This window comes from Streptomyces justiciae (genome assembly GCF_015163075.1).
GTDB classification, from domain to species: domain Bacteria; phylum Actinomycetota; class Actinomycetes; order Streptomycetales; family Streptomycetaceae; genus Streptomyces; species Streptomyces justiciae.
Map to the genome: position 1 here is coordinate 309,424 of NZ_JADDXU010000004.1, position 15,144 is coordinate 324,567.

The window sequence follows — 15,144 nt, forward strand, 5'->3', positions numbered from 1 at the left end:
GCGGTCGGCATCAGGGACAACGGGTGCGGTGCGGGCCGTCCCAGCCGGTGGCGGCGAGGATGGCGGCCGCCGCGCCGGTGCCCAGGACGGCGCCCGCGATGACGTCGCCCGGGTAGTGGACGCCGGTGTGGACGCGGGAGTAGCCCACCGCGCAGGCGAGCAGCCCGAGCGGAAGGGTGGCGACGGGGAGGGCGGGGCCCACGGCGGCCGCGAAGGCGACGGCCGACGCGGTGTGACCGGACGGGAACGACGCCGACTCCGGCATCGGCACATGCCGTCCGGGAAAGGGCGAGTCCTCGGCGCGGTGCGGACGGGGGCGGCGCACCAGTCGCTTGCCCAGCAGGTTCGCGGTCGTCGAGGCGACACCGATGGCCGCGACGCCCAGGGCCGCGGCGCGGCGGGGCCGTCCGGGGCACAGGGCGAGCAGGCCGGCGACCGCGAACGAGATCTTGGAGTGGTCCGCCGCCGCGGACAGCCGGCGCAGGGCGTGGTCCAGGGTCGGCGTGTGAGTGATCGTCACGGCCTCGTAGAGCGCCTGGTCGAGGGCGGCGAGATCGCGCAACAGCGCTCGGGAGGCGCCGTGGTCACGCTGCGGGCGGTCAGGCATCGCTGTGCTCCTGCGGTGTGCTGGTGGTAGGGGAGGGACGGGGACGGTCGAGGGCGAGGCGGACGATGTGCCGCCAGTCCACGGACGGAGCCGTGTAGGGCGCGCCGGGCCGCTGCCGGGGCACCCGGACCCGCAGCGCGCCGGGCCGCACCGTGCACACCACCGGCGGCGGCAGGGTGAGCGCCTCGCCGTCCACGGCCACCGCGATCAGCTCCGCGTCGGCCTCGACGGTCACCTGACGTGCGGTCAGCGAGGTGATGCCACTGGCCCGTTCACCCCGGAACGCCAGCTCGGCGGCCTGGGCGGCACCCTCGATCCGGACGGCGAGCACCCCCAGCCGGCCGGTGTCGAGCCGGGCCCGGCGCCCCGCGCCCAGCGGGTCGGCGAGGACGTAGGGGTTGTTGCTCACCAGGAGCGCCTGCGGCACCGGCAGCCGGTCGCCGTCGGCCTGGGCCTGCAGCTTCGTGGCCGCGTCGCCGACGAGCAGGTCCGGCAGCTGGTCGAGCGCGGTGACGGCCTTGGCGTCGCGGTAGTCGGGGGACTGCACGATCTCGGCGTACGCCCCGAAGGAGACCGTGTTCACGAACGGCAACCCTGCCACGTCGCCCAGGTCGACGCGGAGTTCCACGCCGTCCGTGAGGGCGTCCAGGCCGGTCGCGGGGTCGGTGCGGTCCAGGCCCAGGTCCATGGCGAAGTGGTTGCGGGTCCCGGCCGCCAGGACCATGAACGGTACGTCGTGCGCGGCAGCCACCTGTGCGACGAGGGCCTGGGTGCCGTCGCCGCCGGCCACGCCGAGCATATCCGCGCCCTCGGCGACGGCCTGCCGGGCGATCGCCGCCGGATCGGGCCGGGCGTCGAGGTCGAGCAGGATCACCCGGGCGCCGAGCGCCTCGGCCCGCTCCACCAGCGAATGCCGGCCGACCTTCCCGCCTCCCGACCGCGGATTCATGATCAGGACGGGCCGTTCGGGCGGCCGTACGGACCGCGAGCGCATGCCGTGCGGTCTGCGTCGCCGGCGCAGCGCGCTCCGGGCGCAGGCCAGCGCCGCGGCCCAGGCGCCCAGCGCCGCCACCGCGAACAGCCACAGGCCGGATACGGCGTACAGCACGAGGACGCCCACCGGCGCGGCCACGGCCAACAGCGCGCCGCACAGTCGCGCCAGCCCCCGATGCGCCAGCGCCCACCAGAGGCCCGCACCCGCCAGCCCCAGCCCGCCCAGACCCGCCAGCAGGATCAGCAACTGGCTCGCACCGGCCGCCACGGCCGCGACGGCACCCGCGAGACACACCAGAGCGAGGCGGGCCAGCGCCCGCGCCCGTCTGTCGAAGCCGCTCGGCTCCGTTCGGTTCGTCGATGAGGCCGTGTTCATGACGCTCCGGGCGAGTCGCGAGGTCCCAGGGGTGGGGTGGTCGCTGCCATTGTCCCCGCAAAGATCGGCCGACCGCAGTCCTTTGCTCCGCCGGGTGCCGTCGGGGCGGTCCGCACGGCACGATGGGGAGGCGCGGGAGCGCGGACCGGCCCCGGTAGGCCGGTCCTGGGCCTGCCGTACGGGGGAGTGGCGGGGCATGGGCGAAGACGGGCGGGGGAGCGGCGCGAACGGCTCTGGGGGCGACGACTCTCGGAACGGGGACGACGCCGCAGCGGAGGCGACGACTCCCGGAGCAGAGGCGACGGCACTCGCAACGCGGGCGGCGACGGCTGGCGCACCAGTCTGACGGCGCTGGCGATGGCGTCCGTACTGGCGTTCGTCACCGTGTTCTTCGGCTGGCTGCCCAACCCGTTCGTGTCCGGCGAGGAAGGACCGGCGGGCGGCACCGCGCAGTCGACCCCCTCGAGCCCGGCGGCGCCGTCGAAGTCGGCCAGGGTCGAGGTCGTCGCCCGAGGGTTCCCGGCCCCACGGAAGGTCCCGGCGAAGTTCCTTGACGACACACGATGGCTCGACGGCGCCGTCCTCGCGACGAGGCTCACCCTCACCCTGCGCAACCCGGGCGAACTGAAGGCGGCGATCGGCGAGTTCCGGTTCACCCTGCGCGAGGTGCGGAACCTGGAGCCCCCGGAGGCCTCATCGCGCTGTCTGCCCAATACCGGCGGCATCACGAAGATCACCGCCGACTACGACGTCGACCTGTCCCCGGCGGCGGATCAGGACCTCCCCGTGACCGTATCGGTCGACGGCGACTACGACCTGGCGGCCGGCGAGGTGGAACGCGTCCTGTTCACCCTCGGCGACGCCCCCACCCTCGACCCACGCCTCTACCTCGTGGACATCACCCTGATGGAGGGGCCCGCGAGGACGCCCGTCCCGGCGGGTTCGGTCGCCTTCGTCGGCCCGCTCGCGTACGACGCTCCGGCCGGGCTCGCCGCCGAACTGGACACCGCGGACGGCTACTTGCGCCGACTCCACGCCGCGGCCCGCTCGGACCGCGGCATCTGCGACAACGGCCTGATCGCGGAGGCGGACCGCATCCTCTCGGCGGCCGACGACCTCAGCCCCGAGGCGGAACGCCTCAAATCCGAGATCGACGTGCTGCGGCAGCGCCGGGACTCAGCCCACTGAGTAACTGAGGTCCAGCGCGCGCAGGGAACGGGGTGTCAGGCGCAGCCACACGGTCCCTCGGCGGGCGGGATCGTCGTACAGATAACGCACGAAGCGGTCGTCCCAGCGCGTCTCGTCCGCGCCGAGGTAGCGGGTCAGCTTGCGGCGGCCCCGCGGTACGTCGAACGGCACGAGTTCGGCCGTACCCCGGGCGACCACTTGCCGGACCCGGCCCGACGCCAGATCGCACTCGTCGACCACGAGCGAGACATTCGGGTCGTCCTTGACGCGGTCGAACAGCCGTGTCCACGGGCCTGTCAGAACCCAGAAGGCACTGTCCTCCCACAGGAACCACAGGGGGCGCACGGTGGGCCCGTTCGTGGCCAGCCGCGCGGTCAGCGGCTGTGCGAGGAACGCGTCGACATCGAAGGCATCAGAGGTCACGACGCCCATGGTGCGAGGCCGAACGCCGTTTGCCCACCGTCCCCGGTCCTAGGTCCGCGGACCGACTGCGACACAGCCGCCTCTCGCCGCACCACCGTGTGCGGGCCGGACGTACGTCAGGCCAGGGACGAAGAAGCCGGCAGCTTCTGTTCGACGGCCCATGAGGCCAGGATGCGCAGGCGTTCGTGCGTCGGTGAGCCGGGTGCGGCGGTCCAGACCGTCAGGTGCTGGTCGGGATCGGTGTGGGCGGTCAACATGTCCCACTCCAGGACCAGTTCACCCACCACCGGGTGATCGAGGATCTTCGTGCCCACCGTCCGGGCGGCGACCCGGTGATCGGCCCACCACTTCGCGAATTGCGCGTCCCTCGTGGACAGTTCACCGACCAGCTTGGCCAGCCGCGGGTCCTCGGGACACCTCGCCGCCTCCATTCGCAGCTGCGCCACGCAGCTCTGGGCCGCGGCCTCCCAGTCCGCGTACAGGGTGCGCATCGCCGGTTCGGTGAATCTGGACCTTCTGCCGGCCGCGGCGCCGGGTGCGGGTCACGGGCTTGCCCGCGAGCTGGAACAGCCGGCCGCGCTCGTCGTCACCCAGAAGGAGCACTCGGGCCGGCGTGTCGAGCGCTACCTCCCCGACCTCATCCAGCGCGTCCTCGACGGCCGTATCAACCCCGGCAAGGTCTTCGACCTGACCCTGCCGCTCGACCAGGTCGCCGAGGGCTACCGGGCGATGGACGAACGCCGCGCCATCAAGGCCCTGCTCAAGCCCTGATCCAGCCCAGCCTCCAAGGAGGGGCCACACCTGTGGCAGCTGCGGCCGGTCACCAGCCGGCGTGCTCCCCGGTGGGCCGCAGCACCATGAGGGACTCCTCCCGTCGAGCGACCATCGCGAAGGAGAACCGGTCGACCTCCAGGCAGAGTTCGACGTCGTCCGGATGAACTCCCCGGTATCCGAGCCGCACTCCGTCGGTGAGATCGGCAGCGGCCCGGGAAACCCGCGCCCGGCGGACGTATGGGGCTGCCTCGGCATCGTCCTCGTCGATCCGCCGGGCGATGTACTCGGCGCAGGCCCGATCCTCGTCGGCCCGGCCGTCCTCACCGGTGACGACGAAGGTCACCGGACCAAGCCCCTCGGCCCGCAGCTGCCGCGCCGTCGCACCGGCCACCACGAAGCTCGCGCACAGCACCAGCGGAGCGTCGGCGACGGCCAGCGCGCCCACGGTGCCGGCGGTCGTCTTCTGCACCACGGTACGACCGGAAAGTTCGGCCGACTTGATCAGCCCCGGGGAGTTCACCGCGTCGAAGCCCGCCGCCGGAGGGCCGTCCTTGAGCGCCAGCCAACCCGGCCGGCTCTCCTTCAGCGCCAGCGCCTCCTCCTCCGACGACGCCAGGACGATCCGCTCCGCACCGCGCGCGAAGGCCCAGGCGGCCACGGTGAAGGCCCGCATCACATCGACCACGACCGCGACGCACGGAACCTCGGTCAACTCCCCGATGCCCACGAAACGTTGATCCACCGGCTCAGTTCTCCGCCTTGATCTTCTTCATGGTCAGGTGGGACTCCAGACGCAGGACCGCGGGCAGACCGCTGAGCCGGTCGGAGAGGAAGGCCTCGTACGCGGCGTGATCGGCGACGGCCACGCGGATGAAATAGTCCGGACGCCCGTACATGCGGCGGAACTCGATGACCTCCTCGTAGGACGCGACCGTCTCCTCGAACTCGGCGACGGTCTTGCGGTCGTTGGCATAGATCTCGACGTCCACGAGGACCTCGAGCCCGCGTCCCAGCGCCTCGGGGTCGATGACGACCCGGTACCCGGCGATGATCCCGGCCGCTTCCAGCCGCTTGACCCGGCGCAGGCACGGGGGTGGGGTCAGACCGACCCGACGGGCCAGTTCCACGTTGGTGAGCTGCCCGTCCTGCCGCAGGTGAAACAGAATGTCGCGATCAACGGCATCCAGGCTCATTTCATTGCCCATGAGCCGAGTTTACAGCCATGAATGGAAACCAAATGAGGTTGCAGCTTTTCTAAAATGTCCCCATGCGAATAGATTCCGTCGCTGTCGGCGACTCGTCCCCGCCTGCCCCCGACCGGTCGCCCTCGACGGGGCATGCGCGGGCGGCCCTCGCGGACTCCGCCTCCGTGGGGCTGGGCTTCCTGCCGCTGGGGCTCGCCTTCGGGGCGCTCGCCGCCCGGTCCGGCCTCGACTGGTGGTGGGCGGGACTGTCCGCCGCCCTCGTCTACGGCGGCTCGTTCGAGTTCCTGCTCATCGGCATGGTCACGGCCGCCGCCCCGCCGGCGTCGATCGCGGTGACCGCCTTCCTGGTCAACGTCCGGCACGTGTTCTACGCGCTCTCCTTCCCCCTGCACCGGGTGCGCGGCCGCCTCGGCAAGGCGTACGGCACCTACGCCCTGAGCGACGAGGCGTACGCCCTGACCGCCGGCGAGCGGTCCCGCTCCTGGCCGGGCCCGCGCATCCTGTGGCTCCAGCTCTTCATGCACCTGTACTGGGCCGGAAGCGCGACGGCCGGAGCGCTGCTCGGAACCCTCATCCCGGACGGCGTCACCGGCCTGGACTTCGCGTTGACCGCCCTCTTCACCGTCCTGGCCCTCGACGCGCTCAGAGGCCTGCGCGGCGATCTGCCGACCCCGCTGCTGGCGCTGCTGAGCGCCCTGATCGCCCGGGTTCTCGTCCCCGGCCAGCTGCTGCCGGTGGCCTTCGCCCTGTTCACCGCCGGGCTCCTGGTCCGTGCGGCGGCGACCCGCAACCGACCGATGACCGGCGAGGAGCCGTACCGTGCCTGAACCCGGTTACGCCGTCGCCGCGGTCCTCGTGAGCGCCGCGGTCACCTGGGCGCTGCGCGCCCTGCCCTTCGCGGTCCTCGCCCCGCTGCGCGCCAGCGCCACGGTCCGCCACCTCAGCACCCGCATGCCCGCGGGCGTCATGGTGATCCTCGTCGTCTACTGCCTGCGCGACCTGTCCGTGTCTTCAGTGGGCGCCCTGGCCCCGCTGTCCGCCCTCGCCGCCACGATCGGGCTGCACCTGTGGCGCCGCAACGCGCTGCTGAGCATCCTCGGCGGCACCGCCGTCCACGTCGTCCTGGTCAGCGCGGTCCTCCCGCGCTGAACCCGGCCCCCGATCGAAACAGTGTTCCAATCAAGCGAAGCGTGGGTTATGGTCACATTCCGTAAGGATCTTGTACGGAGGTGCCCCGGATGGAGAACACAGCACCCGCCCGCCGGGGCCGTCCCCCAGGCGCGAGGGTGGCCGAAGGCGAGCTGACGAACCGCCAGGCGGCCATCGTCCGCTACATCACGGAGACGGTCGCGCGGCAGGGCTACCCGCCGTCGATGCGGGAGATCGGCCAGGCCGTCGAACTCGCCAGCACCTCCTCGGTCGCCCACCAGCTGATGGTGTTGGAACGCAAGGGCGTCCTCTACCGCGACCCCCACACACCCCGCGCCTACCAGGTCCGGCCCTCCTGGGCGCCCGACCTGGGCCACCGCGGCGCCACGCCCGTAGAGGTGCCGCTCGTCGGCCGGATCGCCGCCGGTGCGCCGCTGCTCGCCGACGAGATGGTCGAGGACGTCTACTCCCTGCCCCGGCAGGTCGTCGGTGAGGGAGACCTGTTCGCGCTGACGGTGTCCGGCGACTCGATGATCGAGGCGGCGATCTGCGACGGCGACATCGTGACCGTCCGCCGCCAGGACAGCGCCGACCACGGAGACATCGTCGCCGCGCTCCTGGAGGACGAGGCCACCGTCAAGGTGCTGCGCCGCCAGGACGGACAGGTGTGGCTGATGCCCCGCAACCCCGCCTACGAGCCGATCCCCGGCGACCAGGCCCAGATCCTGGGCAAGGTCGTCGGAGTCCTGCGCGTGCTCTGACCGCCCCGCTCGGTCGGAGCACGGGCAGGGGCGTCGCCGAAGTAGCTGAGACAGAGGGCCGGACCGCTGATGCGGTCCGGCCCTCTGAGTCGGCGAAGGGTTCGTGATGCGAACCCGTCGGGGTTGAGCCGTCGAAAACTCGCTAGGCAGCCTTGGGCCGCGCTGTACGCGTACCCGGGGCAGGTACCTGTGCGTGCTCTGACCAGAAGACCTCGTCGTCTCCGAAGTTCGGGGCTTGGAAGGGGGTGGTCGTCGGAGGCGGCGACACAGCCGTGGAACGGCAGGGTTGCCCTTCCGGGGCGGAGAACAGCGATGTCGAGTCGATGAGAGGTCTGCCTTTCGTCACAGGCCCCGTACGAGGCCTGGCGTGCCGCGACGGGGCACGGCCGTCCTACAGCTTGGTCATCTTGGCGTACGGGCTCAAGATCCGCATCTGCGTCGAGCCGAAGTCCACGAGCGCCGCGATCCCGTCCTCCATGCCGATCACCCGGCCGAGGCCGTACATGTCGTGCGTGACCTGGTCGCCCTCGGCGAAGTGCTTGGGAGCCGGTGTGACCGGGGCTTTGAAGGGGCTGGTGGGCAAATGGCGCGATCGTGCCGCAGGCTTTGTCATGGCTCAGTATGCGCCCATGCGCAGCCGGCGTGCTGTGGCCGTCGGCACACATCCGCACGGCAATAGGCACATCTCGTCGTAAAGCTGGCGTTTCGAGACGTGCTGAGCCGCCTGCATTCGGCTGGGACCGGCGCTAGCGCTCGGGGGCGAAGTCCTCCTCGAAGTAGCTGTCGTGCCGGACGCGGAACTCCTTGAGTTCCTCCCGGCTGCGCCGTGTCATCTCCGCGACCTGCTCGAAGTACTCCTCGCGGGGAGCGCCGGGGGAGAACAGCATCAGCATGGACATCGGCTCGTCGGTCACGTTCTTGAAGGCGTGCAGGCCGCCGACGGGTACGTAAAGGAAATCTCCCTCACGGCCGGTGACCCACTTCTCGCCGTCGTAGAGCTCGAGTTCGCCGGAGAGGATGTAGAAGGACTCCGACATCGCCTTGTGGAAGTGCGTCTTGGCGCCGGCCGCCCGCGCTCCCAACTCGACTTTGTAGAGCCCGAATTCACCGCCGGTCGAGGCGTGCGTGGCGAGGTAGTGGGTGGCGGCGCCGGGCGAGGAGATGTCCGGTGGGGTGTCGGCCGGGCGGAAGGCCGCGTTCACCTCGCCCTCGTCTCCGTGGTAGCGGGGTTCCGGGTAGGCGATGTACGACATGCTGCGCTCCTTCGACGGGCTGTCACCGCAAGGGTGGCTCCCGTGTCGGGAGGGCCGTATCGGGCGCGCGGACGATCTTTCGGCGGAGGGGGAATGGGGCCGCGGACCTAATACCGCGGCACCAGGCGTGCTCCGGAGGACCGCGGCGTCAGGACGCGTCGCGGCGGCAGTGCAGGAAGAGGTGGGGTTCGGGGGCGGCGTCCGGGTGGTCCGGGGTGAAGGTGGCGTGCTGCCGCGCCAGTACCGTCAGGCCCGCCTCCTCCACCATGGCGACGACGCCCTCCTCGGCGAAGCTCGTCGCGCGGACCGGTCGGCCCATGAAGACGACCTCGACGTCCTCCACGTCCGCGGCCACGGTGGCCAGCACCAGATGCCCGCCCGGCCTCAGAGCCCCGGCCAGCCGCCGCAGCAGAGCCGACTGCTCGGCCCGGCTCATCTGAAGCAGCGAGAAGAACACGCACACCCCGTCGAACGACCCTGCCTCCAGCGGGAGTTCACGGATGTCGGCGTGGCGGAACTCGGCCTCGGGCACCTGGCGGCCGGCCAGCTCGACCATGACGGGGGAGACGTCCACGCCCAGCACCGAGTGCCCCGCCGCGACGAGCGCGGCCGCGGTGGGCCGCCCCGTACCGCTGCCCACGTCCAGGACGCGCGCGGCGGGCGGCAGCCGCTCGGCCAGCCACTCGAGCGCGGCCAGATGCGCGGGCGCGTGCGCGAACGCCTTCTCGTAGTCGGCGCCCAGCGCGTCGAACAGCACTGCGGCAGGCGGCCGTTGGTCCTCGTGCGGCACGTCGATGCTCCCCTTCGCTCGCCGACCTGCATCGTCGCATCCGCCGCACACGGGCCACAACGGCCGCCCGGTGCGCGTCCCCCCGGCCCGGGCAGGGGAGAATGAGGGCCGTACGCACTGGTCGACTTGCGGAGGAGCGGGGAAATGCAGGACGCGCGAGCGGGACAGGTCGCCGGACCCGAGGACCTCATCGACGTGGCCCGGCTGGTCACGGCGTACTACGCGCTCCACCCCGACCCGGCCGAGCCCGGGCAGCGCGTGGCGTTCGGCACCTCGGGACACCGCGGCTCGTCCCTCGCGGCGGCCTTCAACGAGGACCACATCGCCGCCACCAGCCAGGCCATCTGCGAATACCGCGCCGCCCAGGGCACCGACGGCCCCCTCTTCCTCGGCGCCGACACCCACGCCCTGTCCGAGCCCGCCCGGATCACGGCCCTTGAGGTGTTCGCCGCCAACGACGTCACCGTCCTCATCGACCAGGCCGACGGCTACACGCCCACCCCCGCGGTCTCGCTCGCGATCCTCACCCACAACCGGGGCCGCGCCTCCGGCCTCGCCGACGGCGTGGTCGTCACCCCCTCGCACAACCCGCCCGCCGACGGCGGCTTCAAGTACAACCCGCCGAGCGGCGGCCCGGCCGGCTCCGAGGCGACCTCCTGGATCCAGGACCGCGCCAACGAGATCATCATGGGCGGCCTGAAGGACGTACGACGCATCCCGTACGCCCGCGCGCTGGCCGCCCCCGGCACCGGACGCCACGACTTCCTCGGCGCCTACGTCGCCGACCTGCCGCACGTGCTCGACCTGGACGCGATCCGGTCCGCCGGTGTGCGCATCGGCGCCGACCCGCTCGGCGGCGCCTCGGTCGCCTACTGGGGCCGGATCGCCGAACAGCACGGCCTCGACCTCACGGTGGTGAACCCGCTCACCGACCCCACCTGGCGGTTCATGACCCTGGACTGGGACGGCAAGATCCGCATGGACTGCTCCTCCCCGTACGCCATGGCCTCCCTCATCGAGCGGCGCGACCGCTTCGACATCGCGACCGGCAACGACGCCGACGCCGACCGGCACGGCATCGTCACGCCGGACGGCGGCCTGATGAACCCCAACCACTATCTGGCCGTGGCGATCTCCTACCTCTTCTCGCACCGGCAGGAGTGGCCCGCGGGCGCCGGGATCGGCAAGACCCTCGTGTCGTCGAGCATGATCGACCGGGTCGCGGCCGACGTCGGCCGCCCGCTGGTCGAGGTCCCGGTCGGCTTCAAGTGGTTCGTGGACGGACTCTCCGACGGCACGCTCGGCTTCGGCGGCGAGGAGTCGGCCGGCGCCTCCTTCCTGCGCCGCGACGGCTCGGTGTGGACCACCGACAAGGACGGCATCCTGCTGGCCCTGCTCGCTTCCGAGATCACGGCCGTCACCGGCAAGACCCCCTCACAGCACTACGCCGAGCTCACCGACCGCTTCGGCGCCCCCGCCTACGCGCGCGTCGACGCCCCGGCCTCCCGCGAGGAGAAGGCCCTGCTCGCCAAGCTCTCCCCGCGCCAGGTCACCGCCGACACCCTCGCCGGAGAGCCGGTCACCACGGTCCTCACCGAGGCCCCCGGCAACGGCGCCGCTCTCGGCGGCATCAAGGTCGGCACCGCCAACGCCTGGTTCGCGGCCCGCCCTTCGGGCACCGAGGACGTCTACAAGATCTACGGGGAGTCCTTCCTGGGCGCCGACCACCTGCGTCAGGTCCAGGAGGAGGCCAGGGCCGTGGTGCTGAACGCGCTCGGCAGCTGACGCCTCAGCCGCCGACGGGCGAGGGGTTCACCTGCGCGTCAGCGTCAGATGCGTGACCCCGCTCGGCGAGGAGACGGCCTCGACGGCGTACGCCGTCTCCAGCTCCTCCAGCCCGTCCCACAGGCGCACGCCCCGGCCGAGCAGGATCGGTACGACCACCACGTGCAGATGGTCGATGAGTCCGGCGGCGAGGAAGTCACGGATGACGGTGGCGCCCCCGCCGATGCGGACGTCCAGACCGCCCGCGGCCTCGCGGGCGGTCTCCAGCGCCTTTGCGGGCGAGGTGTCGAGGAAGTGGAAGGTCGTGCCGCCCTCCATCTCGATCGACGGACGCGTGTGGTGGGTGAGGACGAACGTCGGTGTGTGGAAGGGCGGGTTGGGTCCCCACCAGCCCTTCCAGTCCGCGTCCTCGTGCCACCCGGGGTAGCCGAACTTCCCGGCGCCCATGATCTCGGCGCCGATCCCGGGGTCGAACCGCCGTACGAAGACGTCGTCCAGGCCGCTGCTCCCGCCGGGGCCGCCGGTCGTCTCCTGCCACCACCGGGTGGCGAACATCCACTCGTGCAGCCGTTCACCCGCATGGCCGAACGGTGCCTCGAGGCTCAGCCCCTCGCCGGTGCCGAAGCCGTCGAGCGAGACGGAGAAGTTGTGGACGCGGGCGAGTGACATGACGGGCGCCTCCTCGTGTTCTTCCGGGGTTTTCCGGTTGGGCCGGCGAGGAGCCCGTGACGCTGCTGCCTGCCGGCGCCCCGTCAGTCCACCAGATCCTGGACGTAGGGCACCAGACGAACGGGCCCGGAGAGGCCGTACGCCTGTCGGGCGCCCGCCCCGAACACGGCCGGCTGACTGACCCGGAGCCGGTTGATGAGCGGCGTTGCCACCTCCACCTCGATCACGTTGGTGCCGGGTCGCAGGCGTCCGCCGAGATCGACGACCGGGTGGAGCCGGTCGGCAGGGGCCAGCTGGACGCCGTTGACCGTGACCCGGAAGGTGTCGCTGACCACGCCCAGTTCGAGCAGGGCGCCGTGGGACGCGGACCAGTCGGCGGGCAGGGACACGGTGGTGCGGTAGCGGCCGATGCCGGCGGAGTCGGCGAGTTCCGGGATCTGCGACCAGGGCAGCAGCGCGTCGAGGGTGAGCGTGCGCCGGACGATGTCGGTGTCGGTCGGTGTGGAGCCGGGGTACCAGTCCTCGACGTCGAGCCGCCAACTGTCCAGCGTCACGGGCGCCGGTACCGCGGGGAGTGTGCTGGTGACCGTACGACCCTGGGAGAGCCGGGTCGTGTAGGTGCCGGCGGCCGAGGCGCGGACGGCCAGGCCGCGGTCGGTGAACAGCACGCTGTCGGCGTCGCTGTCCACGGCGTGCCGCCGGGCGCCGTTGCGGTCCCCGAACAGGCCCGGGCGGCCCAGGGCGATGACCGTGGCCTGTCCGGGGTCGAGGGTGACGCGCAGGGTGATGCCGTCGTCGTCCTCGGTGTAGCGGCCGATACGGGTCACCTCGCCCGTCCACGGGTCGAGCCGGTACGGGACGGTCGTGCCGCGCCTGGTCGGGCGCAGGGTGATGGCGTGGTCGATGGCGGCGACGGGCGGCTTGACCGTCTCGGCGTGCTTGCCGTTGCAGAGGTAGTACAGGTCGGTGTCGCCGATGACGCGGTGGAAGTTGAGGAGCGTGGAGGCGGTGGCGTACCGGGCGTCGGGGGTGACACCGAGGGCCGTGAGGGCGTCGCCGACGGCGGTCTTGTCGGTGACGGCCTTGACGTGGGGCAGGGCGAGGAGGCTCGCGAGGACCTCGCGCAGCCGGGCCGTCTCGTCCTGGTCGGGCACGCCGGGCGTGAGCGCCTGGTCGAAGGCGCCGAGCAGGACCATGGGCAGCCCGGCCCGGGCCAGGCGCAGCAGCTTGCGGGCATCGGCGAGGGCCAGCGTCGGGGTGGAGGAGTAGAAGAAGTCGCCCTCCACGAACAGGGCCTTGTAGGCGGGCCCGTCGGGGGCCAGTCGGCCGTCCTCGACGCGGGCGCTCGGCAGGTCGAGCAGGGGGCCGCTGAGGAACTGGTGGGTCCAGCCGAGCGGGACACCCGTCGAGGTGAACCAGGACGCGCCGATGCCGGTGGCGGTGTAGCCGGTCTGCCGGAAGACGGCGACGTCGACCTGCGGGGCGCCGGTCCGCAGAACCCGGTGCACTCGGCCGAGATAGCCCGCGATGTCCTCGGCGTGCCGCCAGGTGGGCTGTCTCGGACCCCACGACTCGCCGTAGCCGGCGGCGCCGTTGTACGGGCTGAACGCGGCGAAGCCCGGCCAGCTCACGCCCGGGGCGGTGGCGTACGAGAAGCCGTGCACGACCGTCTGGTTGACACCGGCCGCGTAGGCGCCGCCCGTGGTCCGCAGGAACCGGTCCCAGGTCGTGCTGTACGCCGAGCCGTTGTAGGCGCCCGACTCGCAGGACAGGACGGTGTGCCCGGCCATGTCCCGGCCGCCCGCGAGGCAGCGGTAGTCGTCGAGGTTCTTGAAGCCGAGCGACTCGCCCTCGGGGATGTCGAGGAGCGCGGCCGAGGCGATGGCGTCGGTCTGGAGGCCGTAGGGCTGCGACCGCAGTTCCATGCCGAGGGAATGGGCCCAGTCCCGCAGCGCGGTGACGTGGTGGGTGTTGAACAGGTGGGAGACGGTCTCCCAGAAGTCGTGGCGGATCTGCCGGGTGAGCTGGGCCTCGAAGGCGAAGACCTGGTTGCTCTTGTCGAGGACCAGGGCGGGCAGGTACGGCAGCAGCGGGCGGCCGGTGCGCTCCTCGAAGGCCTGGGGCAGCGCCGACGTCCACACCAGGGAGTCTGTCTCCAGCTCGATGGAGTCCTCGAAGAACGCGCCGCCCGCCGCCTTGAGGAGCCGGCGCACCGTGCCGGTCAGCACGGAACCCTCCCAGAAGCCGGTGACGGCGGCGGTGCCGGCGGGGCTGAAGTGGTCGACGACATAGGCGGCCGGGGCGGAGTGCGGGCCGGACTCGGGCTGTTGGGCGGTGCTGCGCTGCCAGTAGGAGATCAGCACCCAGTCGCTCCCGGCCGGGGCGGTCCAGGTCAGGGTTCCGTTCTCGACGGTGGAGGTGAGGTCCTGGAGGCCGGCGAGGTCGAGGCCGGTCTCCTTGCGGGTCGAGTTGGCGGGCGCGACGGGGGCCGCCTGGACGGCGAGCAGAGTGCGCGAGGTGACCCCGCTCGCGGCGGCGCGAACGGGCTCGGGCACGGGGCCCTGGTAGGTGGTGCCGGCGGCCACGGAGACGCGGCCGTAGGCGAGTTCCTGGGCGGCCGCCTCGTCGTCGGGGGTGACACCGGGGACGGCGACGGGCCAGCTGGGGCCGAGGGTGAGGTCGACGGTCAGGCCCCGGCGCGCGGCCTGCCGCAGGGCGGCCTCGACGCCTTCGCGCCAGGCAGGGCTGCCCCAGCCATGGTGCGCGGTGTCGAGGACGGACTTGTCCTTGATGCTGTGGTGGACGGCGGAGATCTCGGCCCCGCCGAAGCCGGCGTCGGCGATCTGGTCGATCTCACGGGCGATCTCCGCCGGGTCGACCAGCCCGTCCGGCCACCACCAGCGGAACTTGGGGCGCACGGCGCGCGGGGCGGTGGCGAACCAGTCGGCGGACAGCTGCTGAGGGCCGGTCAGGGGAGCGGCGCCGGCGCTCGTCGTGCCCGTCGCGGTGAGCGCCGTGGCCGCACCCGCGGCCAGCGAAGCGGCCAGCACGGTGCGCCGGGATATCCCGCCACGCTGCGGAATGGGCTTGTGCATTTTTCGCCCCAGAGTGATTGAGACCAGTGATGGAACCAGTGGTGGAAACGAGCAGTTGAAACGAGGGATTGAAACG

General features: G+C 72.1%; 16 protein-coding genes and 1 pseudogene. 6 read left to right on the forward strand and 11 right to left on the reverse strand.

The features are described 5' to 3' along the window. Nucleotides 1-10: 10 nt before the first annotated feature. Nucleotides 11-607: a phosphatase PAP2 family protein gene (locus tag IQ210_RS13850; protein ID WP_194079274.1), complete on the reverse strand. Its 597-nt coding sequence runs from the start codon at nt 605-607 to the stop codon at nt 11-13. Beyond that, the gene (locus IQ210_RS13855; protein ID WP_194079276.1) at nt 600-1,976 is read right to left on the reverse strand and encodes a diacylglycerol/lipid kinase family protein; all 1,377 of its coding nucleotides are present in this window, start codon (nt 1,974-1,976) and stop codon (nt 600-602) included. The genes IQ210_RS13850 and IQ210_RS13855 overlap by 8 nt, the downstream gene beginning before the upstream one ends. Before the next feature lie 357 nt (nt 1,977-2,333). On the opposite strand from IQ210_RS13855, the gene IQ210_RS13860 reads away from it, so the two are divergent. Further along, the gene (locus IQ210_RS13860) at nt 2,334-3,164 is read left to right on the forward strand and encodes a hypothetical protein (protein WP_194079277.1); all 831 of its coding nucleotides are present in this window, start codon (nt 2,334-2,336) and stop codon (nt 3,162-3,164) included. On the opposite strand, the gene IQ210_RS13865 is transcribed toward IQ210_RS13860, so the two are convergent. Together IQ210_RS13865 and IQ210_RS13870 are read right to left on the reverse strand one after the other, a co-directional pair. Beyond that, the gene (locus IQ210_RS13865) at nt 3,153-3,596 is read right to left on the reverse strand and encodes a pyridoxamine 5'-phosphate oxidase family protein (RefSeq protein ID WP_194079279.1); all 444 of its coding nucleotides are present in this window, start codon (nt 3,594-3,596) and stop codon (nt 3,153-3,155) included. The two genes, IQ210_RS13860 and IQ210_RS13865, sit on opposite strands and share 12 nt — an antisense overlap. A 107-nt stretch (nt 3,597-3,703) precedes the next feature. After that, entirely contained in the window at nt 3,704-4,078 is a 375-nt protein-coding gene (locus IQ210_RS13870; protein ID WP_407699696.1) for an MmyB family transcriptional regulator, read from the reverse strand. Between the two features lie 124 nt (nt 4,079-4,202). Between IQ210_RS13870 and IQ210_RS13875 the strand changes: the two are divergent. Further along, nucleotides 4,203-4,358: pseudogene (locus tag IQ210_RS13875) on the forward strand (IMP dehydrogenase); the annotation flags it as partial. Between the two features lie 49 nt (nt 4,359-4,407). Here IQ210_RS13875 and IQ210_RS13880 read toward each other — a convergent pair. Next, complete coding sequence (locus IQ210_RS13880) at nt 4,408-5,103, reverse strand: 2-phosphosulfolactate phosphatase (protein WP_194079281.1); 696 nt, start codon at nt 5,101-5,103, stop codon at nt 4,408-4,410. A gap of 4 nt (nt 5,104-5,107) precedes the next feature. Then, entirely contained in the window at nt 5,108-5,566 is a 459-nt protein-coding gene (locus IQ210_RS13885) for an Lrp/AsnC family transcriptional regulator (RefSeq protein WP_194079283.1), read from the reverse strand. A 164-nt stretch (nt 5,567-5,730) separates the two neighbouring features. On the opposite strand from IQ210_RS13885, the gene IQ210_RS13890 reads away from it, so the two are divergent. The 3 genes from IQ210_RS13890 to lexA all read left to right on the forward strand — a co-directional run bounded on the left by IQ210_RS13890 (nt 5,731) and on the right by lexA (nt 7,476). Continuing rightward, nucleotides 5,731-6,393, forward strand: a complete 663-nt coding sequence (locus IQ210_RS13890) for an AzlC family ABC transporter permease (protein WP_256780887.1) — start codon at nt 5,731-5,733, stop codon at nt 6,391-6,393. Continuing rightward, nucleotides 6,386-6,715, forward strand: a complete 330-nt coding sequence (locus IQ210_RS13895) for a branched-chain amino acid transporter permease (protein WP_194079290.1) — start codon at nt 6,386-6,388, stop codon at nt 6,713-6,715. The genes IQ210_RS13890 and IQ210_RS13895 overlap by 8 nt, the downstream gene beginning before the upstream one ends. 89 nt (nt 6,716-6,804) lie before the next feature. Further along, the gene (gene lexA / locus IQ210_RS13900) at nt 6,805-7,476 is read left to right on the forward strand and encodes a transcriptional repressor LexA (RefSeq protein WP_194079291.1); all 672 of its coding nucleotides are present in this window, start codon (nt 6,805-6,807) and stop codon (nt 7,474-7,476) included. A 391-nt stretch (nt 7,477-7,867) separates the two neighbouring features. Here lexA and IQ210_RS13905 read toward each other — a convergent pair whose 3' ends face one another. The 3 genes from IQ210_RS13905 to IQ210_RS13915 form a co-directional block, all read right to left on the reverse strand. Further along, nucleotides 7,868-8,089, reverse strand: coding sequence for a hypothetical protein (locus IQ210_RS13905; protein ID WP_194079292.1), 222 nt, complete (start codon nt 8,087-8,089; stop codon nt 7,868-7,870). Between the two features lie 133 nt (nt 8,090-8,222). After that, nucleotides 8,223-8,729 carry a cupin domain-containing protein gene (locus IQ210_RS13910; protein ID WP_194079293.1) on the reverse strand — a complete coding sequence of 169 codons (507 nt, stop codon included), beginning with the start codon at nt 8,727-8,729 and terminating at the stop codon, nt 8,223-8,225. A gap of 148 nt (nt 8,730-8,877) precedes the next feature. Then, the gene (locus IQ210_RS13915) at nt 8,878-9,519 is read right to left on the reverse strand and encodes a class I SAM-dependent methyltransferase (protein WP_194079294.1); all 642 of its coding nucleotides are present in this window, start codon (nt 9,517-9,519) and stop codon (nt 8,878-8,880) included. A 144-nt stretch (nt 9,520-9,663) separates the two neighbouring features. On the opposite strand from IQ210_RS13915, the gene pgm reads away from it, so the two are divergent. Next, the gene (pgm, locus tag IQ210_RS13920; RefSeq protein ID WP_194079295.1) at nt 9,664-11,304 is read left to right on the forward strand and encodes a phosphoglucomutase (alpha-D-glucose-1,6-bisphosphate-dependent); all 1,641 of its coding nucleotides are present in this window, start codon (nt 9,664-9,666) and stop codon (nt 11,302-11,304) included. A 27-nt stretch (nt 11,305-11,331) separates the two neighbouring features. Here the strand turns inward: pgm and IQ210_RS13925 are convergent, their stop codons facing one another. Next, a complete protein-coding gene (locus tag IQ210_RS13925; protein ID WP_194079296.1) occupies nt 11,332-11,973 on the reverse strand; it encodes a dihydrofolate reductase family protein in 642 nt (213 codons plus the stop codon). Nucleotides 11,974-12,056: 83 nt separating this feature from the next. Then, on the reverse strand, nt 12,057-15,068 hold the full coding sequence (locus tag IQ210_RS13930) for a glycosyl hydrolase (RefSeq protein ID WP_194079297.1): 3,012 nt from the start codon (nt 15,066-15,068) through the stop codon (nt 12,057-12,059). Nucleotides 15,069-15,144 lie beyond the last annotated feature (76 nt).

What these genes read in the sequence shown, in the direction of transcription:
- IQ210_RS13850 (WP_194079274.1), bottom strand. Translation starts at nt 607, where the DNA reads ATGCCTGACCGCCCGCAGCGTGACCACGGCGCCTCCCGAGCGCTGTTG.
- IQ210_RS13925 (WP_194079296.1), bottom strand. Translation starts at nt 11,973, where the DNA reads ATGTCACTCGCCCGCGTCCACAACTTCTCCGTCTCGCTCGACGGCTTC.
- IQ210_RS13905 (WP_194079292.1), bottom strand. Translation starts at nt 8,089, where the DNA reads ATGACAAAGCCTGCGGCACGATCGCGCCATTTGCCCACCAGCCCCTTC.
- IQ210_RS13870 (WP_407699696.1), bottom strand. Translation starts at nt 4,078, where the DNA reads ATGCGCACCCTGTACGCGGACTGGGAGGCCGCGGCCCAGAGCTGCGTG.
- IQ210_RS13860 (WP_194079277.1), top strand. Translation starts at nt 2,334, where the DNA reads ATGGCGTCCGTACTGGCGTTCGTCACCGTGTTCTTCGGCTGGCTGCCC.
- IQ210_RS13855 (WP_194079276.1), bottom strand. Translation starts at nt 1,976, where the DNA reads ATGAACACGGCCTCATCGACGAACCGAACGGAGCCGAGCGGCTTCGAC.
- IQ210_RS13910 (WP_194079293.1), bottom strand. Translation starts at nt 8,729, where the DNA reads ATGTCGTACATCGCCTACCCGGAACCCCGCTACCACGGAGACGAGGGC.
- IQ210_RS13865 (WP_194079279.1), bottom strand. Translation starts at nt 3,596, where the DNA reads ATGGGCGTCGTGACCTCTGATGCCTTCGATGTCGACGCGTTCCTCGCA.
- IQ210_RS13885 (WP_194079283.1), bottom strand. Translation starts at nt 5,566, where the DNA reads ATGGGCAATGAAATGAGCCTGGATGCCGTTGATCGCGACATTCTGTTT.
- pgm (WP_194079295.1), top strand. Translation starts at nt 9,664, where the DNA reads ATGCAGGACGCGCGAGCGGGACAGGTCGCCGGACCCGAGGACCTCATC.
- IQ210_RS13930 (WP_194079297.1), bottom strand. Translation starts at nt 15,068, where the DNA reads ATGCACAAGCCCATTCCGCAGCGTGGCGGGATATCCCGGCGCACCGTG.
- lexA (WP_194079291.1), top strand. Translation starts at nt 6,805, where the DNA reads ATGGAGAACACAGCACCCGCCCGCCGGGGCCGTCCCCCAGGCGCGAGG.